This window comes from Methylomonas rapida, assembly GCF_024360925.2.
GTDB classification, from domain to species: domain Bacteria; phylum Pseudomonadota; class Gammaproteobacteria; order Methylococcales; family Methylomonadaceae; genus Methylomonas; species Methylomonas rapida.
This window is the reverse complement of the sequence record NZ_CP113517.1, coordinates 43,610-66,136: the sequence shown is the minus strand read 5'-3', so window position 1 is coordinate 66,136 and position 22,527 is coordinate 43,610. Positions and strand designations below refer to the sequence as shown.

The 22,527-nt window shown below is 53.5% G+C and carries 19 protein-coding genes; 6 read left to right on the top strand and 13 right to left on the bottom strand.

Annotation, left to right across the window (positions count from 1 at the left end):
* Positions 1 to 46: 46 nt before the first annotated feature.
* The 5 genes from ubiA to hldE form a co-directional block, all read right to left on the bottom strand.
* The gene (gene ubiA / locus NM686_RS00265) at positions 47 to 907 is read right to left on the bottom strand and encodes a 4-hydroxybenzoate octaprenyltransferase (RefSeq protein ID WP_255189943.1); all 861 of its coding nucleotides are present in this window, start codon (positions 905 to 907) and stop codon (positions 47 to 49) included.
* A gap of 83 nt (positions 908 to 990) precedes the next feature.
* Positions 991 to 1,935 carry a hypothetical protein gene (locus NM686_RS00260; protein WP_255189942.1) on the bottom strand — a complete coding sequence of 315 codons (945 nt, stop codon included), beginning with the start codon at positions 1,933 to 1,935 and terminating at the stop codon, positions 991 to 993.
* A 3-nt stretch (positions 1,936 to 1,938) separates the two neighbouring features.
* The gene (locus NM686_RS00255) at positions 1,939 to 3,030 is read right to left on the bottom strand and encodes an AAA family ATPase (RefSeq protein WP_255189941.1); all 1,092 of its coding nucleotides are present in this window, start codon (positions 3,028 to 3,030) and stop codon (positions 1,939 to 1,941) included.
* Complete coding sequence (locus NM686_RS00250; protein WP_255189940.1) at positions 3,027 to 4,223, bottom strand: DUF262 domain-containing protein; 1,197 nt, start codon at positions 4,221 to 4,223, stop codon at positions 3,027 to 3,029. The genes NM686_RS00255 and NM686_RS00250 overlap by 4 nt, the downstream gene beginning before the upstream one ends.
* A 132-nt stretch (positions 4,224 to 4,355) precedes the next feature.
* Positions 4,356 to 5,786, bottom strand: a complete 1,431-nt coding sequence (gene hldE, locus NM686_RS00245) for a bifunctional D-glycero-beta-D-manno-heptose-7-phosphate kinase/D-glycero-beta-D-manno-heptose 1-phosphate adenylyltransferase HldE (RefSeq protein ID WP_255189939.1) — start codon at positions 5,784 to 5,786, stop codon at positions 4,356 to 4,358.
* A 74-nt stretch (positions 5,787 to 5,860) separates the two neighbouring features.
* On the opposite strand from hldE, the gene arsC reads away from it, so the two are divergent.
* Positions 5,861 to 6,208: an arsenate reductase (glutaredoxin) gene (gene arsC / locus NM686_RS00240; RefSeq protein WP_255189938.1), complete on the top strand. Its 348-nt coding sequence runs from the start codon at positions 5,861 to 5,863 to the stop codon at positions 6,206 to 6,208.
* Positions 6,205 to 6,801, top strand: a complete 597-nt coding sequence (gene wrbA / locus NM686_RS00235) for an NAD(P)H:quinone oxidoreductase (RefSeq protein WP_255189937.1) — start codon at positions 6,205 to 6,207, stop codon at positions 6,799 to 6,801. Before arsC ends, wrbA begins: the two co-directional genes overlap by 4 nt.
* 153 nt (positions 6,802 to 6,954) lie before the next feature.
* Here wrbA and NM686_RS00230 read toward each other — a convergent pair whose 3' ends face one another.
* Together NM686_RS00230 and NM686_RS00225 are read right to left on the bottom strand one after the other, a co-directional pair.
* Entirely contained in the window at positions 6,955 to 8,337 is a 1,383-nt protein-coding gene (locus tag NM686_RS00230) for an L-serine ammonia-lyase (protein ID WP_255189936.1), read from the bottom strand.
* 114 nt (positions 8,338 to 8,451) lie between these two features.
* The gene (locus NM686_RS00225; RefSeq protein WP_255189935.1) at positions 8,452 to 11,778 is read right to left on the bottom strand and encodes an EAL domain-containing protein; all 3,327 of its coding nucleotides are present in this window, start codon (positions 11,776 to 11,778) and stop codon (positions 8,452 to 8,454) included.
* A gap of 391 nt (positions 11,779 to 12,169) precedes the next feature.
* Here NM686_RS00225 and NM686_RS00220 point away from each other — a divergent pair, with 391 nt between their 5' ends.
* On the top strand, positions 12,170 to 12,769 hold the full coding sequence (locus tag NM686_RS00220; protein ID WP_255189934.1) for an FMN-dependent NADH-azoreductase: 600 nt from the start codon (positions 12,170 to 12,172) through the stop codon (positions 12,767 to 12,769).
* Positions 12,770 to 12,797: 28 nt separating this feature from the next.
* Positions 12,798 to 13,661, top strand: a complete 864-nt coding sequence (locus NM686_RS00215; RefSeq protein ID WP_255189933.1) for a pirin family protein — start codon at positions 12,798 to 12,800, stop codon at positions 13,659 to 13,661.
* Between the two features lie 286 nt (positions 13,662 to 13,947).
* Here the strand turns inward: NM686_RS00215 and NM686_RS00210 are convergent, their stop codons facing one another.
* The 4 genes from NM686_RS00210 to NM686_RS00195 all read right to left on the bottom strand — a co-directional run bounded on the left by NM686_RS00210 (position 13,948) and on the right by NM686_RS00195 (position 17,965).
* Positions 13,948 to 15,324 (bottom strand): 3'-5' exonuclease family protein, encoded by a 1,377-nt coding sequence (locus NM686_RS00210; RefSeq protein WP_255189932.1) that lies wholly within the window; start codon positions 15,322 to 15,324, stop codon positions 13,948 to 13,950.
* Positions 15,325 to 15,503: 179 nt separating this feature from the next.
* Positions 15,504 to 16,085, bottom strand: a complete 582-nt coding sequence (locus NM686_RS00205; protein WP_255189931.1) for a hypothetical protein — start codon at positions 16,083 to 16,085, stop codon at positions 15,504 to 15,506.
* A 203-nt stretch (positions 16,086 to 16,288) separates the two neighbouring features.
* Positions 16,289 to 16,963 (bottom strand): transaldolase family protein, encoded by a 675-nt coding sequence (locus tag NM686_RS00200; RefSeq protein WP_255189930.1) that lies wholly within the window; start codon positions 16,961 to 16,963, stop codon positions 16,289 to 16,291.
* Between the two features lie 60 nt (positions 16,964 to 17,023).
* Positions 17,024 to 17,965, bottom strand: coding sequence for a hypothetical protein (locus tag NM686_RS00195; protein ID WP_255189929.1), 942 nt, complete (start codon positions 17,963 to 17,965; stop codon positions 17,024 to 17,026).
* A 354-nt stretch (positions 17,966 to 18,319) separates the two neighbouring features.
* On the opposite strand from NM686_RS00195, the gene NM686_RS00190 reads away from it, so the two are divergent.
* The gene (locus NM686_RS00190; RefSeq protein WP_255189928.1) at positions 18,320 to 19,987 is read left to right on the top strand and encodes a multiheme c-type cytochrome; all 1,668 of its coding nucleotides are present in this window, start codon (positions 18,320 to 18,322) and stop codon (positions 19,985 to 19,987) included.
* Complete coding sequence (gene haoB / locus NM686_RS00185) at positions 19,987 to 20,982, top strand: hydroxylamine oxidation protein HaoB (RefSeq protein ID WP_255189927.1); 996 nt, start codon at positions 19,987 to 19,989, stop codon at positions 20,980 to 20,982. The genes NM686_RS00190 and haoB overlap by 1 nt, the downstream gene beginning before the upstream one ends.
* 438 nt (positions 20,983 to 21,420) lie before the next feature.
* On the opposite strand, the gene NM686_RS00180 is transcribed toward haoB, so the two are convergent.
* Both NM686_RS00180 and NM686_RS00175 read right to left on the bottom strand, forming a co-directional pair.
* Positions 21,421 to 21,843, bottom strand: a complete 423-nt coding sequence (locus tag NM686_RS00180) for a ProQ/FinO family protein (RefSeq protein ID WP_255189926.1) — start codon at positions 21,841 to 21,843, stop codon at positions 21,421 to 21,423.
* A 178-nt stretch (positions 21,844 to 22,021) separates the two neighbouring features.
* Complete coding sequence (locus NM686_RS00175; protein WP_255189925.1) at positions 22,022 to 22,495, bottom strand: copper resistance protein NlpE; 474 nt, start codon at positions 22,493 to 22,495, stop codon at positions 22,022 to 22,024.
* Positions 22,496 to 22,527 lie beyond the last annotated feature (32 nt).

The window sequence follows — 22,527 nt, the reverse complement described above, 5'->3', positions numbered from 1 at the left end:
GTTCAAATTTTACGTGAGGATAACACCGGCAAAGCCGTCGCGTCGATCACAGATAGGCGGTCAATAACCCTATGAAGATCACCAAACCGAACCAATTGGCGTTCAAAAAAGCCTTGAAACAATCGGCTTTATCGAAATGAAAAATCAGCTTCTGCTGGTAAGCGAACAAGCCGGCTCCGATTGCCAAGCCCGCATAGTAAGGCCAATGCAAATGCTGCATTTGCCCGACCGCGAGCAATAATCCCAGAATCACGACCTGTAGGCCAGCGGTGATTTCTCGCACCCGCCTGCCGAATAAAATCGCGGTAGATTTAACACCGATTTTCAAGTCGTCCTCGATATCGACCATGGCATACATGGTGTCATAGACCAAGGCCCACAGCAGCACCGCCAAATACAAAATCCAGCCGACCAGCGGAATTGCGTTGGTTTGCGCGGCAAACGCCATCGGTACCGCAAAACCAAAAGCCGCGCCCAAATAAGCCTGCGGCAAGTGGGTGAAGCGCTTCATGAACGGATAGCTGGCGGCCAGAAACGCGCCGACGAACGACAATGCAATGGTGTACCCGTTCATCAACAACACCAGCCCAAACGAAACCAGACACAACACGACAAATACGGTCAATGCCTCTTTCGGCGTGACTTTGCCGGCCGCGATCGGCCTGAGCTTACAACGATCGACATGCGGATCGAAATCCTTGTCGGCGTAATCGTTGATCACGCAACCGGCGGCCCGCATCAACACCACGCCCAGCACAAAAACCGTCAACACCAATCCATCCGGCTTGCCGTCACCGGCAATCCACAAGGCCCACAGCGTAGGCCATAGCAGAATCAGAATGCCGATGGGCTTGTCGAAACGGGCTAGGAGCCAGTATTGATGGAGACGGTCTTTGAGTTTTTCCATGAATAAGGATGATTTAAATTTGTTGATTTTGGGCTTTATCCGATGCGAAGCTGGTGCAAAATCGACTTTGCTCAGTGGGGATTTCAGGTTTGAAGATGACGACAAAATATCCCGACTAACAAACGACCGCCGTTGGCAATTTTATCCGGAGAGAAATGGATTCGATCCCTATCTGGGTCAAGTTTGCTATGCCACCAAAACACAACTTCTTTACCGTTAAAAATACGTGTTCGTTCTCTCCGCGCTTCGCTATTGCTCTTCGTGTTTCCGTTCTCGTCAGATATGTTAATTCCATGCGAACCGAATTTAGAAGGCGCATCTTTCCATGATTCGGAGAAAACTCTTTTTCCATGATCAGACAAAACGCTTAAATGCTTGGTCAGTGGCTCTATCAACTCTCGATAAGGTTTGCTCATACCCTTGATACCATCGAAAGAGTTGGGAATAAAATCAAGTGAAGGGAATGCGGAATCTGCAAATTTTGTCAATTCATCGGGACTTTTGGTGGTATCGGTAATGAGCCACCGAAAATAGTCACGATAGCTTTGAAATTCTCCGACAAACCATAGATTCTCTATCTGATTGTCGACCGTAACAGCATGATTCCCAATTGGACGAACGGTAGGAAAAATCAGGCAAGCAACGGCGTTGGCTTTGCTTTGGGCGGTTTGAGCGTGAGCCCAAGCAATTGACGGAGCAAATTCTTTAGCTCTATTGTTAATTTGTACGTCAAAATCTCTGGGCTCACATGAGTCAAGTTCCTGCCACTTGGGTAGTCTTCCAAAAATACTCGCAACACGCTCCTGAACTTCCCAAGGTATCGCCATTGGTGAATCCGATTCATACAATTCATAAAAAGTTTTATTCTGCCAAACGGCGGTTTCAAACAACTCTTCCGAATAACAGGCTAGCTGTCCTTGACCATGCGCATCATCCAGCAAGTCCAACAACGTCTCCAATGACTCGATACAGCCATTTTGCTCAAGCCCATCAAAATGCCAGCTTGTTTCGTCGATGACAAAGCGCATGATTTATTGCCTTGGACGCCTTACGCGGGTTAGAGCGGAGACATCGAGTTGGTATTGATCGAAAAATCCGCGAGGCCAAGATGCAATGCCGCCGGTCTCGGTAAAACGCAGAGTCTGTGGGTCGGTTCCATCAATATCGAAGAAATGGATAATTGCTTGATCTTTGGTCAAGATACTATGCTCGCCAATAGCACGACGAATACCGTTTAAGACATGGTCGGAATGGGTTTCTACCACGACCTGAACACCGGCAGATGCCATAGCCGCAAGGAAATATCCCATTTGCGATTGGCCGGCAGGGTGGAGGTGCGCTTCGGGATTTTCCACGATTAAGAGTCCGCCGTTTCCAGCCGTCAGGCCAGCCAGGATTACCGGAAGCGCGTAAGTTACCCCAAAGCCCATGTTGGGCGGCCGAACCCACTCGCCATCGGGAACGCGGAAACGCAGCGCGGTTACTGTCCTAATAGAAATGGAATCGGTATCAATCTGTACGGAGCGAGCAATCCTGGATAGCCACCGCTCTGTCTCGAATTTCAATAACGCGGCATCCTCTTCGCCGAATCCAGGGCAACGGCGAGATTCGGCGATGGCTAAACTATCAAGGCTATAGAGAACCTGGGCGCTGTACTCTCCACGAAAGCCTACTTCCAGCAAGTCGGGCGGCAATGCCGCCGAGCCGAGTATATTGCGCGGACCGTAACGTTCGGCGCAAAGATACTGAAACATTCTTTCACCTTCGTCGAAGAGCGGTGGAAGCTGTGTGGGATGTTTTTGTATCTCTGCATAGAGTGAGCTGGCATTCCCAGCCAACTCCCATGAATAGACTGTATCGTTATCATCCGTGAGATCAAAGCTCACTGCATCCTGGCTGTTCCAATTTAGGATGTCTTCGAACGCGCCTAACTCCAAGCCAAACGACCCATTGAGAGGAACAATTTTGTCCCCTCGTCGGCGAGCTTCTTCAACAAGCAGTAAAGCATGGATAACTGAAGTTTTACCGGCACCGTTCATGCCGGCCAGAATAGTCAGTGGCGCCATTTCAAAGCTGGCGTCAGCAAACATCTTGAAACCGCGCAGTTTAAATTCACGGATCATTTGAGAATTTTCTCCAGGGCTTTGCGAGGCTTAAGCAACCGGTCTTCGACCTTTTTGTAGGAACCTGTTCCAGCGCTTACAGAGGTATCGTAGTCTCGGTTTTTAAAGAGTTTCCTTAAGGCGTTTTGGATAGTATCTTTATGCGTGCTAACAATTTCCAGGGAATAATCAGCGAGCGCTAAAGCTTGAGATTCAAAAATGGCTCGGTTGATGCGGCCACTTGGTGATTGGTTGTTTGGAGCCCACCGGCGAAATGCGCTGACACCAAATACTTCATGACAATTTCTCATTGCTTGTTGAAATGCGGTTTCTAGTTTTTTTAAATCCGCCGGTTTAGCTTGTTGATCTAGCCATCGAGAAAAGTCCAACAGAAATGCATCCAGACTCGATGCCTCAGCATATTTTTCTAGTGGCACGACATGAAAAGCGCAGAAACGTAATGCCATTTCTCTATCTGTCATCCTTTTGCTATCGCGAACCAGCTTCCCTGTTGAATCTCTTCGCCAAAAAAAGTCGCCCATAACCTGATCGAAACTTTCGCTTTCAACCAGTTTTCGCAAAAATTTTCGAGAGCGTTCCTTACTCATGCAGTGACGAATCTCCTGAGCAGTTAAAGGACTACCCCCGGTATTAACACGGTTAAAAATATCGTATTTAACGTCGTCCGGCGTTTGCGGCTCGATCACATGAGCCACTATCTGAGTGCCGGCAAATCGCCGCTTGGTTGCGGGATCGAGAGTAGAAAATGTAGCCCCTTTCAGTGGACTCAGATATTCAAGATGCTCTTCCTTCAACTCCAATTGATTAGACATAAAGTGTTTGATCGTAGTCAGTCGCTGAACACCGTCAATCACCTGTTGAGCACCATCTTTATCCTGATTAAAGTAAAAAGCAGGAAGAGGGATGCCTAATAGAATTGATTCAATAAGGCGTATCTGTTGCTTGGTGTTCCAAACGAAAGCTCGTTGAAAATCGGGCGCTAAATCCAACTCTTTTTCTTGATCTGGTTCTTTATCTTCGATCTGGGTATAAATCTCTCGGATAGTGAAGTTTTTAGTCGTAATCCGAATATCATTCGGATTCCAAGGCTTCATCTTCAAATCGGAGCCTGATTTATCCTCGTCTTCTAGCGAACTTTCTTCAACCGAATTATCGGCCTTCGCATTATCGTCAGAGAGTTCTTTTGTAGTCATACGCGATTCAAACTTGAAATACATCAGAAATAAGCTTGGCACCATAACAAACAGCCTTGTTTTAAGCCATTCTCTTTCATTTATTCATGTCGACTTAATGCCTTTTTACAAAGGCATCACTTATTGTCATCGCTACCCTTGCACCTTGTCTTTAATCGTCTGAATAATCCCCGTCGTCGAATGGCCTTCGATGAACGACAAAATCTTCACCTCGCCGCCATTGGCCAGCACGCTGTCGTGGCCGGCGATGCTGGTGATGTCGGTGTAGTCGCCGCCCTTAACCAAGATATCCGGCAATAACTGGTCGATGACTTGTTTGGGCGTATCTTCCTCGAACGGCACGACCCAATCTACACATTCCAGCGCCGCCAGCATTTCCATGCGGTGTTCCAGATTGTTGACCGGACGCTCCGGGCCTTTCAGGCGTTTGACCGAATCGTCGCTGTTGATCAGTACAACCAGGCGGTCGCCCAGAGTCTTGGCTTGTTGCAGGTAGCGCACGTGGCCGGGATGCAAAATGTCGAAGCAGCCGTTGGTGGCGACGATTTTTTCGCCGGTTTGCTTGGCGGCGGCGCGTTCTTTCAATAACTCCGGCAACGTGCAGACGCCTTTGTGATGAGCGCGGTGACCGTGCAGGGCGTTTTCCAATTCCTCGGTGTTGACGGTGGCGGTACCCATTTTGCCGACCACGATGCCGGCGCCGATGTTAGCCAGTTGCGTCGCTTCCGCCAGCGACATTTTGGCGGCCAAGCTGGCGGCCAGCACCGAAATCACCGTGTCACCAGCGCCGGTCACGTCGAACACCTCGCGGGCATGGGTGGGCAAATGCAGCGGCGCTTCGGCTTTGCTCAATAGGGTCATGCCATGTTCACCGCGCGTGACCAGCAGGGCTTCCAGTTCCAATTCGTTCATCAGATGAGTGCCGCGCTCGACAATTTGTTGCTGATCGGCGCAGCGGCCGACCACGGCTTCGAATTCGCTGAGGTTGGGCGTGATCAGCGTGGCTTGTTTGTAAATCGAAAAATCGCTGCCCTTAGGGTCGACCAATACCGGTTTTTTCAGCATTTTTGCCAGGCGGATGAATTGTTCGACTTGATTGAGTGTGCCCTTGCCGTAATCGGATAATACCGCGACCTTGGATTGCATCAGCTCCGCGTGATATTGATGCAGCAGCATGTCGCTGGCTATGTCTTGAAAGCCGTCCTCGAAGTCCAACCGGATCAATTGCTGATGCCGGCTCATGACCCGCAACTTGGTGATGGTCGGATGGTGCGGAATGCCCTGGAACATGCACAGCACACCGGCTTTTTTCAACAAGGTTTCCAACGCGACCGCCGCCTCGTCCTCGCCGGTGAAACCCAGCAACGAAACCTTGGCGCCCAGCGCGGCGATGTTCAAAGCCACGTTGCCGGCGCCACCAGCTCTATGTTCATCCTGTTTGACATGCACCACAGGCACCGGGGCTTCCGGCGAGATGCGCGAAGTGGGGCCGTGCCAGTAGCGGTCCAGCATCAAATCGCCAACGACCAGCACGCGGGCGGAGGAATAATTGGGTAATTGCATAGTTTTTTCACGCGGTCTAAAAAAGTCGAAATGTTATTATAGCGGCTTGTCGAGTGTCTAAAGGGCGTAAACCCATGAGCGTCAAAATCTTCCACAACCCGCGCTGCAGCAAATCACGCGAAACCTTGAAGCTGATCCAGGATAAGGGCATACAGCCCGAAGTGATCGAATATCTCAAACACCCGCCGACCACGGCCGAATTGCAGGACATCCTGCATAAGCTGGGCCTGAAACCGCGTGAGCTGATGCGCACCAAGGAGGACGAATACAAGGAAAACGGCTTGGACGATCCGTCGTTGAGCGACATCGAACTGATAGCGGCGATGATACGTATACCCAAGCTGATCGAACGCCCCATCGTGCTGGCCAACGACAAGGCCGCGATCGGACGTCCACCTGAATCCGTATTGGCGATACTATGACGGCCAAGATTCTGATCGTTTATTACAGCCGCAACGGCAGCACCGAAAAAATGGCCCGGCAAATCGCCCGCGGCGTTGAATCGGTTGGCGACTGCGAAGCCATTTTGCGCACGGTGCCGGAGGTGTCGACCGTCTGTGAAAAAGTGGCCGACAGCATTCCGGCGTCCGGCGCGCCTTACATCACATTACAGGAACTGGAACAATGCGACGGTCTGGCCTTGGGCAGCCCGACGCATTTCGGCAACATGGCTGCGCCGCTGAAATACTTCATCGATAGCACGACCGCGCTATGGTTCCCTGGGACCTTGTCAGGCAAGCCGGCCGGCGTGTTTACCTCCACCGGCAGCCTGCACGGCGGCCAGGAAACCACGCTGTTGTCGATGATGCTGCCATTGATGCATCACGGCATGGTCGTGATGAGCCTGCCGTGCAACGAAATTGCCTTGCGCGAAACCGTCAGCGGCGGCACACCTTACGGTCCCAGTCATTGTTCGGAAATCGATTCGGAATTGAGCGAGCACGAGAAGCGTTTGTGTTGGGTGTTGGGCGAACGTCTGGCGAAAACAGCGGTAGCGTTGAAGCACGCGCGTTGATTGAGCGCGCCCAACGATCTTGAACCTTCGCAAAAACGATACGCATGACGAATCCATGAAATTCGATCGTCGGCCTTATTGCGATAGCTGAAGCTATCGCACTCCGAATCGCGACGAATTTTTACCTATAAAAATTTGCGCAATCGACATTACTCAGCATTCGATCAAATTGACCGCCAGGCCGCCGCGCGAGGTTTCCTTGTATTTGGTTTTCATGTCGGCGCCGGTTTCGCGCATGGTCTTGATCACCTTGTCCAGCGAGACGAAATGGCTGCCGTCGCCGCGCAAGGCTATTCGCGCCGCGTTGATGGCCTTGACCGCGCCCATCGCATTGCGCTCTATGCAAGGCACTTGCACCAAGCCGCTGACCGGGTCGCAGGTCAGCCCCAAGTTATGTTCCATGCCGATTTCGGCGGCATTTTCGACTTGCCGCGGCGTGCCGCCCAAAACCTCGGCTAATGCCCCGGCAGCCATCGAACAGGCGACGCCGACTTCGCCCTGACAACCGACTTCGGCACCCGACAAAGAGGCGTTCTCCTTATACAAAATCGCGATCGCCGCGGCCGTCAATAAAAACCGAACCACGCCATCTTCGTTGGCATCCGGGCAAAAACGCCAGTAATAATGCAGCACGGCCGGAATGATGCCGGCCGCGCCGTTGGTCGGCGCGGTGACCACTCGCCCGCCGGCGGCATTTTCTTCGCTGACCGCCAGCGCGAATAGATTGACCCACTCCATCGTGCCGACCGGCAGGTTCGGTGTTTGCCGGGGTATTTCACCCGTCAACTGCCGATACAGATTCGCGGCGCGGCGCTTGACCTGCATGCCGCCCGGCAAAACACCCTCCTCGCGCAAGCCGCGTTCGACGCAAGCCTGCATGACCTGCCAGATATGCAGCAAGTTGGCGCGGATTTGGGCTTCGCCGAGCCAAGCTTTTTCGTTGCCCAGCATCAGCTCACTGATGGGCTTGCCATGCGTCGCGCACAATTGCAGCAAGGCCGCGCCGGTTTTGAAGGGATACGGCAGCCGGGTATCGTCATGGCTCAAGCGATCGATTGCAGCGGCCGCGTCGCTGACGACAAAACCGCCGCCGACCGAATAATAATCGGCCCGCAACAGCGGATTTTCATCATCCGTATCGAATGCCGAAAAACGCATGCCGTTGGCGTGATAAGGCAAGGCCTTGCGCTGAAACAGCAAATCGGTTTTTTCGTTGAATGCGACCGGAAAGCGCCGCAACAACAAGACAACGCCATTTTCTCGGATGGTAGCCAGCCGTCCAGGGATGATGGCTGGATCGATCAAATCCGGCGCCTCGCCTTCCAGGCCCAGCAAAACCGCCTTATCGGTGCCATGGCCTTTGCCGGTGGCGCCGAGCGATCCGAATAACTCGATTTTTATCCGCTTGACCTGCCCGGCGCTACCCTGCCGTTCCAGCTTGCCGGCAAACGTCATGGCCGCCCGCATCGGCCCGACCGTATGCGAGCTGGATGGCCCTATGCCGATTTTGAAAATATCGAACACGCTGATTGCCATGACCGCTACTCCCGTATCATTTACAGACGATTGGACATGCGTCCAACAAAGCATTTTCAATCAAGATAACACGGGAAGCCCCTGGGATTTAAGCCGGCCCATCCTTCGGCCGTTTCAACCAAAAGCCATGACCTGTTTGGCCTGATGCAGCAAGGCATCGAAAGCTTGTACGGGAAGCGGTTTGGCAAACAGATAACCTTGACCGCAATCGCAGCCGGCGACCCGTAACAGTTCGCGCTGCTCCACCGTTTCCACGCCTTCCGCTATGACTTTCATGCCCAGTTTGTGCGCCATCGCGATGATGGCCTCGCACACCACCAAATCGCTGGAATCCGGCCGCAAATTACGGATGAAAGAGCGGTCAATTTTCAAATAATCGATGTCGTACATCTTCAGGTAAGCGAGCGAGGAATAGCCGGTGCCGAAATCGTCTATCGCCACCTGAATGCCGACATCGCGGAACAGCAACAATTTATCGTTGACGATAGGCTTATTATCCAGCAGCAAACCCTCGGTGATTTCTATCACCACGCTATTGCCGTTCAGGCCGAGCCGCCGCAGTTGTTCGATCCAGCCTTTGTAAAAGGTTTCGTCGTTTTGAAACTGCACCGGCGATTTGTTCACACTAACCTGAAAATCGGGCCGATAGCATTTCCGCCAACGCTTGACCTGCAAAGCCGCCTGTTGAAACACCCAATCGCCCATTTCCACGATTCTGCCGGTTTCCTCGGCAATGGCGATAAACTCGCCGGGATTGATCAAGCCGCGCTCGGGATGCTGCCAGCGAATCAAGGCCTCTGCCTTGCGAATACTGCCATCGGCCAGATCGACAATCGGCTGGTAATAAACCTTAAATTGCTGCTCTTCCAGCGCGATCCTCAAATCGTTGGACAGGCGCATGCGCCGCTTGGCTTCGTTACGCATGGATGGCAGGTAATAACTGAAACGGTTCCTGCCCTGATGTTTGGCCGCATACATGGCTTGATCGGCGTTTTTGCATAGCTCTTCGACATCGATGGTATCGTCCGGATAGATCGTGATGCCGATGCTGGCGGAAATGTACAAGGTTTCGCCTTCAAGATGAAAAGGACCCGCCAGTTTGCTCAAAACTTCTTGGGCGATGCGGTCCACGCTATGCGCTTCTTCCAGTCCGGAAACGATGATGGTGAATTCATCCCCGCCCAAACGGGCCACGGTATCGGTGTCCCGCACGCAGGCCCTCAATCGCTTGGCGGATTCCTTTAGCAGATGATCGCCGACGCCATGCCCCAGAATGTCGTTGACTTCCTTGAAATGATCGAGATCGATGAACATCAGCGCCAAGCGCAGTTCGCCGCGATGCGCCTTCTTGATTTCCTGGCTCAGCCTGTCGTTGAACATGCGCCGATTGGGCAGGCTGGTCAACGGATCGAAATTAGCCTGCGTCCAGATCAATTCCTCGGTCTTTTTCTTTTCGGTAATGTCGGAAAACAAAGCCACCCGCCTAAAGCAGCAGCCGTCTTCCTTATAAATGCTGTTGATGGTCAGCCATTCGGCAAAAATTTCGCCATTCTTGCGTTTGTTCCAGATCTCGCCCTGCCAGAAACCCGAGCTTTGCAGTTTTTGCCACATGGCCTCGTAGAAGGACCGATCGTGCAAGCCGGAATTCAAAATGCGCGGGCTCTGTCCTATCGCCTCCTCCGAACTGAAGCCGGTCAACTCGGTAAAGGCCGGATTGATGGTAATGATCTTGCCGTCGGCGTCGGTGACCATCATCGCCTCCGCGCTGTTCAGATACACCATCGAAGCCAGTTGCATGTCTTCCTCGTTGCGCTTGCGTTCGCTGATGTCCTCGACGATGGACCAGATGTAACGCTGCCCATCGCTGCCGATAATCAAGGCACCATTGAGGCGCACCGGAATCCGCCAGCCATCGCGGTGCCAGTATTCTTTCTCATACGGACCATAGCGGCCGGTGTTGTGCAAGGATTCCAGCTGTTGCGCCTCCTGCGCATCGTAGTCTTTCGGCGTCAATTGCCAGTAACTGAGCGCGTTCAATTCATCCAGCGTATAACCCAGCATGTCCACCCAGGCCTGGTTCGTTTCGATGAACCGGCCGTCCAGGGCATTGCGGGCAATGGCCAGCGGCGACATTTCGAACAGCGAGCGCAACTTTTCCTCGCTTTCCCGCAAGGCTTGATCGGACTGTTTGCGACTGGTGATATTGCGACTGATGCCGATGACGCCGAGTAAACCGCCCTGTTCGTTGCAATAAGGCGTTTTCAAGGTTTCCATGCATTCGCGGCGACCGTCGGGGTACGTCACCCATTCTTCGTTGACCAGTGAATGGCCGGAAGCCATGACCTCCAAATCCAGTTGCCGAAATGAACCGGCCGTTTGCGCATCGAAAAAATCGAAATCGGTCTTGCCGATTAGCGCGCTTTCCTCGATGCCCAAAAAAGCTGCGAATGCCTTGTTGCAGCCGATATAGTGTCCCTCGGTACTCTTCAAAAAAATCAGATCGGGAATATGATCGATCAGGGTTCTAAGCAGAGCCTTTTCGTTTTCGGTACGGGCTTGCAAATCCCGTAATTGTTTTTCCTTCTCGCTCAGCGCCGTTCTCAACATCAATTCGTCGATTTTCGCCTGCTGCAATTCCAGTTCCACGATCTGCTCGCGAATGATCGTGTTCAGCAAATCGACATATTGCCCTTCGGTGTGCTTCACCACATCGTGTTCGCCCACCACCGCCAGCGTTTCGCCTTGCCCATCGACTACCACCAGATGGCGTATGCCCTGATTTTGCATGCGCTGCACGACATCCACCACCAATTGTTCAGGCCCTACCGTGGCGACCGGCGCGGACATGATGTCGCGTACACGCGCATCGCCGGCCTGCCGCCGATATAACCTGACCATATCGCGTTCCGTGACGATGCCTATCGGCTTGCGCTTCTTCACCACTACCGCGCAACTGGCGCGGCGATCATGCATCTTCTGCGCCGCGTCGATCACCCGCTCATCGGGTTGCAGCAACAACACGGACCTATCCATGATGGTGGCCACGGTACGCAAACCGATGAATTCGGCAACGCCGGCATGCCTGCGAAAATCGGTTTCGCTGACGATACCGGCCAGACGGCCGGCGCCGTCGACCACCACCAGATGCCGAATCCCATGCAGCACAAACAAATGATAGGCATCGCGATAATCGGTATCGGCGCGCACGGTCACCGGATTTGCCGACATCAACATGGACACCGCCTGGTTTTGCGGCGTATTCTGGCTCAATAATCGCACCACATCGCGCTCGGTCAGCAAACCGACCGGTTTGTCGTTTTCGCTGATCAGTATCGAGCTGATGCGGTGCCGCGCCATCAATTCCGCGCATTCGGATAAAGGCATTTCTGGGGCTACCTGAACGACGTCCCTGGTCATCAGTTGGGCTATTTTTTTATTCATGACGCTTCTTGTCGATAGATTTTCAATGGTAGCAAAAGCAAAAGGTTTTATAAGATCCGGTATTTTAAGATAAGGTGTGATTCGCTACTATGTGATTCGCTGCAAATGATACGGCCATCGGATTAACTATAGAGCTCGGTTGCCCTGGGTGTAGGCATTGGAAAAGGACGATTGAATGGATGGATGGATGGATGCGGAAGCTGAGACAGCGCATTGAGCGGTTGCCGAGGGGCTGGATGAGATTTTTTAAAAATCCCTTTTGCAAAGGGAGAAACCAAGTTGCCGGTTTGTTTTAGATGCAAGGGCCTGAACAATCAGCCCTGCATGGAACGCTGTCATCCTTTTTGCCGGATTATAGTTAAACCTCACTCTCATCGTAGGGAGAAGCACCATGACCATTCTACACATCAACAGCAGCATTCGCGGCGAACAAAGCCATTCCAGCCGCTTGGCCGGGTTGCTGGCCGATAAACTGAAAACCGCCTATCCTGCCTCGCCGATCATTTTCCGGGATTTGGCACAAACCCCACCACCGTTGCTGGACCCCGCCGCGTTACAGGCCTTGTTTACACCACCCGAGCAACGTTCCGCGGCCCAGCAAGACCGAATAGCCATGGATGATCGACTCATAGCCGAAGTACAGCAAGCCGATCATATCGTGTTGGGCGTGCCCATGTATAACTTTGGCATACCGGCGCAATTGAAAGCCTGGTTCGATGCGATCAGCCGCACGGGCGTCACCTTCCGCTATACCGCCAACGGCCCGGAAGGACTGCTAACCGGCAAAAAGGTCCATCTGGCCCTGGCTTTCGGCGGCCTGCATCGCGGCACGCCGCACGATTTGGTCACCCCTTACCTGCAAACCGCGCTGGGATTTTTGGGCATGACCGATCTGACTTTTATCCATGCAGAAGGCTTGGCGATGGGTGAAGACATTGCCAAAGCCGCTTTGCAACAAGCCGAGGCTGAAGTGGCCGCCCTGGCCGTTTAATGTTGCTCGAATGAGCGAGGAGGCAATCATGCCGAATATAGCCAACCACACCGTCAACCATTCGCGCAACGTGGAACGACTCATCGCCGGACATGCAACGTCCGATGGCGCAGGGGTCAAATTGACCCGCTTGATCGACCAATCCTTGCAACAGCGGCTGGACCCGTTTCTGATGCTGGACGCCTTTGGCAGCGACGAAGCCCACGATTACATTGCCGGCTTTCCGAATCATCCGCATCGCGGTTTCGAGACTTTGACCTATTTGCTGGCTGGTCGGATGAGACATGGCGACAACGCCGGCCATGGCGGCCTGCTGGAAGCTGGCGGGATTCAGTGGATGACGGCGGGACGTGGCATCATCCATTCCGAAATGCCGGAACAGAAAGATGGCCTGCTGGAAGGCTTTCAGTTGTGGATCAATTTGCCGGCTAAAGACAAGATGCAGGCTCCAGGCTACCGCGATGTGCAAAATGACGACATTCCGGAAGTACCGTTGCCCAACGGCGGCAAGCTCAGAGTCATCGCCGGACACAGCATGGGCCTGGAAGGCGCTATACAAAGACCCGTCACCGAACCTTTGTTTCTGGATCTGCATGTGCCGGCCGGCGCCGCATTCAGTCAGCCGCTCGCTGCCAACTTAACTGCTTTTGTCTATGTCTATCGCGGCGAAATGACCATAAATAATCGGGATATTGCCGTGCAGCAGCTGGCGATACTGGACAACCATCCCAGTAGCGATGGCGTAGTCTTGCATGCCAAGCAATCAAGCCGGGCAGTACTAGTCACCGGCCGGCCATTGGGCGAACCCGTCGTGCAGCATGGCCCGTTCGTGATGAATACGGAAGAAGAAATCCGGCAGGCTATCGCCGATTATCAAGCTGGGCGATTTTAACGAGGCGTTTATGGGAAAAAGCTGAAGCTCTTTCACTCCAAATCTGCAACGCCGGAGTGCAATCGCTTTAGCCTATAAAAATCATTTGGTCCACGAAACACACAAAAATCACGAACAGTTTCAAAAAGTTATTGCTCAAAAAGCCGGGACCTTGCGGGTAACTAAATCAAGTGACGCAACCCTCTGTTTTATTTCGTGTCTTTCGTGCTTTTCGTGGACTACCGATGTTTTTAGGTTTAGCCATTGCCGCATCGGCGCTCGATTTATGCCGGCTTTATCTACGCAACTATTGTTGCTTACGAGATTCCAGCATGACTACTTTGGCTTTTTTCAAGGCTTTGCTGAGCATCATATACGTGTCGCGATCGAATGCCGGGCGGCCGGCGGCCAACAGCTCGTCGACTTCGGCCTCGGTTTTGCCGGTGCCGAGGTAACACCAATGGTCGATGACATGTAAATCCTCGCCTTCCCGGATGCCGATAGCACCGGGATAAGGCCAGCTAGCCAGTTTCAATTTCTGCATCGCCAGCATCAAGCGCGCGGCATGTGCCAAAGGTTTTTCCTTGCCGACACAGGCGCCCTGGCAACGTTTTAGTTGATACGCAAAACAGGGTTTGTCCTTGGCGGTTTTTTCCAGACCCAACAGGCTCAGACACAGCCCGTGTTGCTCGGCTACGCCGCGCAAGGCTTTCTGCGCATCGCGCAGGCTGTGGTACAGACCGTACAAATTGTCTTGCCGACCAAAATCCAGCTCGTCGGCCCAAGTCAACTTGGGCGTCAAATGCGCGCCCTGTTGCGCTAATTGCCAGGCACACAAGGCACTCTTGCGGCGCAATCTTTGATTATGCACCGGTATCTTTTCCTTGATCAGCCTGGCTTCGGTCAGCAAAGCCCCCAGTTCACCGCCGGTTTCCATCCACTCTATGCGCCGTAACTGCTGCGACAAACTCATTTCCTTGTTGCTGCTATGATCGGCGGAAAAATGCGACAGCACCCGTTGCCGAATATTGACGCTTTTACCGATGTACAACGGCAAATCGTTTTCGCCGTAAAACAGATAAACACCGGGGCCTTCCGGCAAGTCATGCACCAGCATCGGATCGATTTGCGACGGCAAGCTGGAACGGTTGACCAGTTTCCGCACGGTATCCGCCAATAGTTCCGCCGGGAACCGGCCGGCGAGGTGTTGCCAGAATTGGTAAATCAACTGGGCGTCGCTCAACGCGCGGTGGCGATCGGCGACACTGAGGCCATGGCGCTCGATCAAGCTATCCAGATTGTGGCGATGAAATTCAGGGAACAACGCCCTGGATAGTTTGACGGTGCACAGCACTTGCGGTTGAAAATTCAGTCCGATGCGCTTGAACTCGTTCTTCAAAAAACCGTAATCGAAACGGGCATTGTGAGCGACGAACAAACGTCCCTGCAGCAGTTCGGCGACTTCAGCCGCCACCTCGGCAAATGGCGGCGCGCGGTCCACCATCTGATTGGTGATGCCTGTCAATTGCTCGATATAGGCCGGAATCCGCATTTGCGGATATAGCAGCCGACTCCATTCGCGCGCGCCATTTGCATCGACCAGGACGATGCCGATTTCGGTAATGCGGTCTTGCGTCGTCGATGTGCCGGTGGTTTCTAGGTCGACAAAGGCTAGGGATTGCATGGAGCGGTGAACAAGATAGGCTTGCCGGTATTTTATCTGATTGGGAATGTGCCCGACAGCGTGCGGACATGGGCTCGAGGCAGAAGACCGGGATTTGCGTTCATGTTCCGGTTATGCAAATAAATGTCAAAACAGTTTGCCGCGACGGTAGCGTCACGGCAAACCGCGGCTGTCTAAAATCAGGGTGCGGGTTTGAGTTTATCGATTGCTTCGACGGCTTTTTCGGTGGTCGTGGTAGCGGCTTCCCCAGCTTTGGCTTTTGCAGCATCCGTCGCCGCCGCAGCCTCTTTGCCCGCTTCTTGAACGGCGTCAGTGACGGCCGATTTGGCGCCTTCGGCGGCTGCGTTAGCCGCTTCCTTGGAGGACGTCACGGCGGATTCCGCAGCTTGGGTCGCTGCATCGGTTGCTTGCGCGGCGGCTTCTTTTGCACCGTTCACCGCTTCACTGGTAGCGCTCTTGGTGGCGTCAACCGCGTCGCTGGCCGCCTGGCCCGCGCTTTCGGTCACGTCGGCTGCGGTCTGACCCAGGTCTTTTGCCATGTCGCCAGCGGCTTCGGTAGCTTGCTCAGCCTGAGTTTCAACGGCTTTGACGCTCTCGGTGACAGTGCTGGTCACGCTGCCCGGTGTCGTTGCGGGGGCGGAAATGGGGGTTTCGGGTTTGGCGGCAGCCGTGTCGCCGCTTTCCGCGGATTTATTCTGATCGCAACCGGCTAAAACCAAGGCTGTACAGAAACTGGTGGCGAGTAATGACTTCATCTTCATACGGGACCTCTATTGTTATGCGTTAAAAAGTTGCTTCCCTGAAAAATGATGGACTGGTTTTGGCAAACTCCCGCTAAACCAAGGCTTTCACTGAAACGAACATGATGCTTGAGCTCAAGTATGCGCGGCATCGGCTTAACTATAGATTAAATCGCATGTCGAAACCAATCCGAAAAACCACGATCCCACCGCCGGCTCAAACATTAGCTGTCAAACGACAAACGCTCTGCAAATACCGCCAGCCAGTCCTGCTGAAATTGGCTAACCGCGGCATCGGTAGCCGGATTGGTCAGCATTTGCCGAGCAATGTCCAACGGTAGCGTCACCGACGCCACGCCCAGTTTCAACACCTGCAGCACCTGTTGTACGTTTTTGAAGCTCGCCACCAGGAGTTTGGTGGGCATTTGATACCGGTCGATCAAGCTCTGCAGATCGGCGACCACACCAATACCATCAAAACCCTGGTTATCGATGCGATTCAGATAAGGCGCCAGATAATCGGCGCCGTTCAAAGCCGCCAGCCAACCTTGCTGCACGTTGTAGATCGCTGTCGCCAGCACCGGAATATCGTGGCGCTTGATCTGCTTGATGGCCGCCAGTCCGGCGCCATGCGCCGGAATTTTCACCACGATGTCGAAGGGCAAATCGTGTAGCCGTTTGGCTTCCGCAACGATGTCCTCCACCGTGTCACCAATGACCTGCACATGAAATCGGCTCGTCGGGCCAATGGCTTCGGCCAGTTCCGGCAGCAATTGCGTCAAGCCCACGCCGCCCGCGGCCATGATGGAGGGATTGGTGGTGACGCCGGCCAGCGGCATCATCCCTGCTAAAACTTTGATTTCTTCTATATTGGCGCTATCTAAGTACAATTCGAACATGGTTGGTAAGATTGGTTCAAGGCATGGTTTATATGTAAAGAACTGCAATTGACATACGACTCAAGCGACCGGTTTTTGGATTTTTCTGCGCCAGAAATATACGGCGGCTACCAAGCCAACCAGTCCCAATATGCCCAACATCGAACGAGGTTCGGCTTCCAGGCCTGGGTTTTCATCCTTGAACTTAAACTTGACCAACACACCCACGCTCGGGTCCGTGATGTCGATGGCAACGGATTTGGCGGCCAGATTAGAAAATTGAATCTCCGAACCATCGAAGGGCTTGATGTTACGGGTATCCTTGTTCGCCTGGCTGGTGACCAAGCTGGTTTCACTCAATCGGGACAGATTCAATTGCCGGGCAATTTCCGCCTCCAGTTCACGCGTGGTTTTGCCGTCTGTTTTGATTTGAATCGGCTTTTGCTCGTCTATTCTGATTTCGATCTCGCCTTGCGAGGCGGTTTTGGGTTTTTGCGCGGAAAATTTATCCAGGTATTCCACATCGGCCGCCAATACCAGATCAAATGCCAATTGCACGCCTTCGCTATTGAAGCTTTTGCCGGCAAGATCGAAAGCTAGGGCCTGGTTGGTGTAATCTCTGACCACCAGCGAAGTCAGCGCATATCCGGCTTTGTTGCTCAGGACCAATTCCGCTTGCTCTTCTGGCTGATCAAAGCTCAGGCCGCGCCAATTGGGGTCCAGTTGGATCATGCTGTCCTTCATCGACGTCGCCAGCTTTTTGGCGACGCGAGCCGCAGAAGCCGATTCATCGAGCTTATTGGCATCCAGAAAACTCATGCCGGTTGCATGGTAGTGCTGACCACCATCTTGCCGCCATTCGGCGGTATATGAAAACAAGGATTCGCCCGTCTTTTTGGGCAAGCTGGTATGAATGCGCAGCTTGTTTTCTCCTGCCGGAGTGGGTGCGGCATGGGCAGGCTGGAATGAAAGACTGGTTGCAAGCAACGCAAGGGCGAAAGGAATGCGAGTAGTGAATTTCATGTCGGTTCCGGCTTTCAAATGAAACAAGGTAGCATACGGCCGGCAAACGAGGAAAGCCCATTCGGCCATTCCGCTTCGCCCAAACCATAGCCTTATGCGCAAAGCGCGTCATACCGGCAGGGAATACTGGAATCCAGAAGCCGCGGATGCTAGCCGAGGCTAGCAGCCTTGTAATTTTGATAGCGATAAATCCCTGCTCGTATACCGACTTATGTCAACGGCATCGGCAATTGCCTCCGGCCACGCTCAGGTTATCTTGTAAAAATGGTTTTAATCTACCGCAGATTGCACTAGACTTTAGTTTCGATTCGAATCAATTCGACGTATCCAAACATGCCAGTCGAGGGGGGCGTTATGAAAACAAAAATACTTGCGCTGATGATGATGCTATTCAGCCTTATAACTTTCAGCGGCATCGGGCTTGCCGGTACGGACGAGCCCGACTTTGCCCAACTGAAGAAGGATTATTATCAGACGCACCCCGGCAAGGGCTCGCACGCCGCCTATTGGGAACCAATTCCGATCCAGAAGTACTGGAACCCCAAGGACTTTTACAAGCCACCCAAAACCATTCAGGGTGAATTCGGCCGCGACGATTGCGTCGCTTGCCACGAAGCCGCCACCCCTGGCGCATTTCATGCCTGGAAAAACAGCCCTCACAGTAATCTCGCCAAGATTCGTAACTTGCCCGACAGCGATGTACGCGCCTACAAAAAACAAAAATTGGCCGACGTGGAAGCAAACCTGGTCAAACAAGGCCTGCTGAAAGCCGGCCAACCGCTCGATCAGGTCGGCTGTATCGATTGCCATGGCGGCGTCGGCAAGGAAAAAATCAACCACGCCGAGAATCTGGTGATGCCGGATCGCGCAGCCTGCGGCTCCTGCCACTTGAATGAATTCGCCGAGGCCGAAGCGGAAAAAAACCAGGAATGGCCGCAAAAACAATGGGGTAAGGGCCATCCTTCCCACGCGGTCGATTGGGAAGCCAACGTCGAGAACACCATCTGGGCCGCCATGCCCGAACGGGAAGTCGCACAAGGCTGCGACATGTGCCATTACCAGCAAAACAAATGCGACGGCTGCCATACCCGCCACAGCTTCTCTGTCGCCGAAGCCCGGCAGCCGGAAGCCTGCGCCACCTGCCACAACGGCGTGGACCACAACGAGTTTGAAAACTTCATGATGTCCAAGCACGGCACCGTCTATCAAACCCAAGGCAAAGCCAAATGGAATTTCGAAGCCCCGCTGAAAGACGCGATTACCAAGGGCGGCTATACGGCGCCGACCTGCCAGGTCTGCCACTTCGAATTCAACGGCGAATATTCCCACAATCTGGTGCGCAAGGTGCGCTGGGCCTTCAACCCGACGCCGGCCATCGCCGACAACCTCAGCCACCCCTGGTTCGAGGATCGTAAAAAAGCCTGGGTCGACACCTGCGGCTTGTGCCATTCGGCCAGTTTCGCCAAGGCTTATCTGGACGCGGCCGACAAAGGCACGATTCAGGGCCTGAACGTCGAGCAGGAAGCCAAGAAAGTCGTTGCCAAACTGTATGACGACGGCTTGCTGGTCGGCCAGAAAACCAACCGCCCCGCGCCCCCTGCGCCGGAAAAAGATGCCCCGGCCGGATTCTTCCAGTTGTTCTGGGCAAAAGGCAACAACCCGAGCCGTATCGAGCGCATCCATGCCGACATGTGGGAGCATGACGTGATCAAGCACTACAAAGGCATTTTCCACGCCAATCCGGGCGGCTTTACCTATACCGAAGGCTGGTCGAATCTGATGAAAGACTATGCCGAAATCATGGACGAAAATACCCGTCTGCGTGAACAAGCTGGCACTAAATCAGCCGGCGGCAAGTCGGCAGCTGCGCCTGCCAAAAATTCCAAGCAGGAGGAAGGCGGCGGCCTGGGTTTACTCGGCTGGTTTTTGATCGCACTGGGACTGGCCGCGGCCTATAAAATGTTTGGACCCTTTGGTGCCAAGAAGGCCGAAGCCAGCGACCAAGGAGATCAAGCCAATTGATGTCTGAAAAAGCCAGGAAGAGACTGCTGGGCTTGTTAAGTATCGCGCTGCTGGCAACCGGCGGCGCGCTGCTGTACCGGCAATGGACACAGGCGCCCGTGGCGCAGGCCGATGGCGGCGGGCAACTCGCCGTCCGCCATGCGCCAGCGGCGCCGACCGATGCGGCTGGTTTTTTCCCCGCGCGCTCGGTTGAACGCTACACCTTCAGTCAGGACGGCAAGGATTTATTCGATCTGCTGTTGGCCCGCTATCAGGACAACGCAGGTGCGCCGCAAACCGCCGTGCTGTTTGCCAAGGATGCGGAGGGTATTGCGTCCAGTCCGACCGGCTTGCGCCACGATATTTGGCGCTCCGCAGCGGATGTCATCGCCCGCAAGGCGCCGGAAGATGCGCTATTTTTGAGTTGGTGGGACGATGGCCAGCGCATTCGTTACCTGAGCGGCAAGGCGGCTTGGCTGCAAAAGCCCGCCGCGCACAGCTTCGCCAATCCGGTATGGAAGGCCTTGCAAAGCGAGCTGCCCATGGCTTCGGATCAGGAAGCGGCGCAAACGGTGCAAATGGCGCGCTGGCTGACGATGGACAGCAAAACCGCCCTGACCGAAATCGCCACGCATTTCGGCTCCTCGCGCCCCGTCTTTTTGCTGGTCAACAACGACATGCTGTTGCATCTGGCCGAGCTCCAGGCTTACGGCGGCGAGCCATTGCTGCTGCAGTCCAAAAATATTCCGGCCGGCAATGATTTGCACGGAGACATCGCCCAGGTCAAGCGCTGGGCCGGCGAAACCGGCGACGGCAATTATCTGGCGCAAAAGGAAGGCGGTTATTACCGGGTTTGGTCCACGGCCGATGCAAAAACCAAAAACACGCTGCTGGTGCGGCTGCTGCCTTTTGTCGATTCCCTGAAACAATTGCCGGACGGCGTCAGCCTGGTTTACCAAAGCCATTGGGGCGGTTTTTTGTCCGTTTACCAGATCGATCCGCAGCCAAAGCATTGAGATAGCCAGCCGCGACTGCAAAGCTTCGATGCCACTTCTCACGATTCCTTGTCCCGCCGGGAGAAGGTTAAGATGAGGGGATATAAATCAGTTGCTTACATTATTCATTCCCCTCACCCTCGCCTTCTCCCGCAAGGGGGCTTTTTCGACCTCCAGAAGGGAAGTTATTCGTAGCCAAAGTGAAATTCGCTTGCCCAGCCGGGTTTCGGTTTGACGAAAGGATTTCCCCCGGTAATCTAATCGTCACGGGGGACTAGTGATCTAAAACTCAGTGTTAAAAGCGCATCCAAGCAAAATCATTAGCTCCCCCACCTGAATAATTGCATGGCTTTTCGTTGGGTTACGCTGCGCTAATCCAGGTTGCATTATTGGATAAGATGATTCCGGAACGCGCGTCAACCAAGGTTGTTTGGGTTTATAGCGTTTGAACTACATCAGTCACGCCGTTTCGGCTGATTGAATGGGGGCATGGGGTTTGTCGGCTTGCGAGGCCTCTTCCTTGCTGACATGCCCGGCTTCGTTGCCCTGCAAATCGACTCTGACGGCGCCGGCGACCAGGCACTCGGCATAGCGTTTGCCCCTGCACCATTTTTTCATTACCGCGCGGATTTCGTTTGGGGTAATTCCAAGTTGCTCCGCTTGTTCGAGCAAATCCTTGTGAATACCTATTTTCAATGGCACCTTGGGGCTGGGCTTTTTCGGAAAGGCCAGCGGAAAATGCTTTTGTAAAAGTCCTATCGTCCGCAAAACCGGGTCGACCGGACCAGTCGACGCCGATTTTTTCGCATCGGCTTTCTTTTTTTTATCCGCGGCTTGTTTTACCAATGCCTCTTTCAACGGTGCAAGTTGCTCAAATCCCATAAAACCGGTTAGTGATGATGTTGTTAAACGCCGAGGCTATTGTAAGGTTATTTTGCTTCGGCAAGAGTCGGGTTGTTTTAGCGGGCCAGGGGGAGCAAGGCATGCTCCTATGCGCCCTCAAATACGCCGCATTTCGTCCATCCGTGGAACCTGGATTTCAATTGGCGGCCAGATGGTATCAATGGCCGCCATGCGTTTCTTCGGGGTTTTTCATATCGGTTCTGTTGAGGATGTAGCGTTCCGCATCCTTGCCAGTGATACGGTTGCCATTCGCGTCCAGCTGAATCAATTGGTCTTTCGCGACCAGATATTGCTGGGCGCTATCGCCCTTGCGCGGGATCAAGGTTATGCGGTGGGTGTTATCGTCCCAATTGAACTTGCCTTTCTCGACATAATCGCGCAACGATTTTCCGGTATTTTGGGTGATTTTGAGATAGCTATTATTGGCATTCAAGGCCAGTGTGGTTTTGATGCCATAACAATCCTTGCAAGGCAACATGCCGTAATAAACCCCGCTCCATTCCCTCTTGGCTTGTTCGGGGTGATGATCGTTATTGGTTTCCGCCACCACCGCTTGAGCTAGCAACAACGAGCCGCAAAAGACCATCGCTGCCAGTCCTTGTTTTTTGACCGCAAAATTGACAAAGCGCATTTCAGTTTCTCCAAGGCAATAAATAACAGAAG

Coding starts and splice junctions, on each gene's coding strand:
- wrbA (WP_255189937.1), top strand. CDS start 6,205: ATGACGGCCAAGATTCTGATCGTTTATTACAGCCGCAACGGCAGCACC.
- NM686_RS00180 (WP_255189926.1), bottom strand. CDS start 21,843: ATGGGATTTGAGCAACTTGCACCGTTGAAAGAGGCATTGGTAAAACAA.
- NM686_RS00175 (WP_255189925.1), bottom strand. CDS start 22,495: ATGCGCTTTGTCAATTTTGCGGTCAAAAAACAAGGACTGGCAGCGATG.
- NM686_RS00255 (WP_255189941.1), bottom strand. CDS start 3,030: ATGATCCGTGAATTTAAACTGCGCGGTTTCAAGATGTTTGCTGACGCC.
- NM686_RS00200 (WP_255189930.1), bottom strand. CDS start 16,963: ATGTTCGAATTGTACTTAGATAGCGCCAATATAGAAGAAATCAAAGTT.
- NM686_RS00250 (WP_255189940.1), bottom strand. CDS start 4,223: ATGACTACAAAAGAACTCTCTGACGATAATGCGAAGGCCGATAATTCG.
- NM686_RS00215 (WP_255189933.1), top strand. CDS start 12,798: ATGCCGAATATAGCCAACCACACCGTCAACCATTCGCGCAACGTGGAA.
- NM686_RS00190 (WP_255189928.1), top strand. CDS start 18,320: ATGAAAACAAAAATACTTGCGCTGATGATGATGCTATTCAGCCTTATA.
- ubiA (WP_255189943.1), bottom strand. CDS start 907: ATGGAAAAACTCAAAGACCGTCTCCATCAATACTGGCTCCTAGCCCGT.
- NM686_RS00225 (WP_255189935.1), bottom strand. CDS start 11,778: ATGAATAAAAAAATAGCCCAACTGATGACCAGGGACGTCGTTCAGGTA.
- haoB (WP_255189927.1), top strand. CDS start 19,987: ATGTCTGAAAAAGCCAGGAAGAGACTGCTGGGCTTGTTAAGTATCGCG.
- NM686_RS00230 (WP_255189936.1), bottom strand. CDS start 8,337: ATGGCAATCAGCGTGTTCGATATTTTCAAAATCGGCATAGGGCCATCC.
- NM686_RS00205 (WP_255189931.1), bottom strand. CDS start 16,085: ATGAAGATGAAGTCATTACTCGCCACCAGTTTCTGTACAGCCTTGGTT.
- arsC (WP_255189938.1), top strand. CDS start 5,861: ATGAGCGTCAAAATCTTCCACAACCCGCGCTGCAGCAAATCACGCGAA.
- NM686_RS00220 (WP_255189934.1), top strand. CDS start 12,170: ATGACCATTCTACACATCAACAGCAGCATTCGCGGCGAACAAAGCCAT.
- NM686_RS00210 (WP_255189932.1), bottom strand. CDS start 15,324: ATGCAATCCCTAGCCTTTGTCGACCTAGAAACCACCGGCACATCGACG.
- NM686_RS00195 (WP_255189929.1), bottom strand. CDS start 17,965: ATGAAATTCACTACTCGCATTCCTTTCGCCCTTGCGTTGCTTGCAACC.
- NM686_RS00260 (WP_255189942.1), bottom strand. CDS start 1,935: ATGCGCTTTGTCATCGACGAAACAAGCTGGCATTTTGATGGGCTTGAG.
- hldE (WP_255189939.1), bottom strand. CDS start 5,786: ATGCAATTACCCAATTATTCCTCCGCCCGCGTGCTGGTCGTTGGCGAT.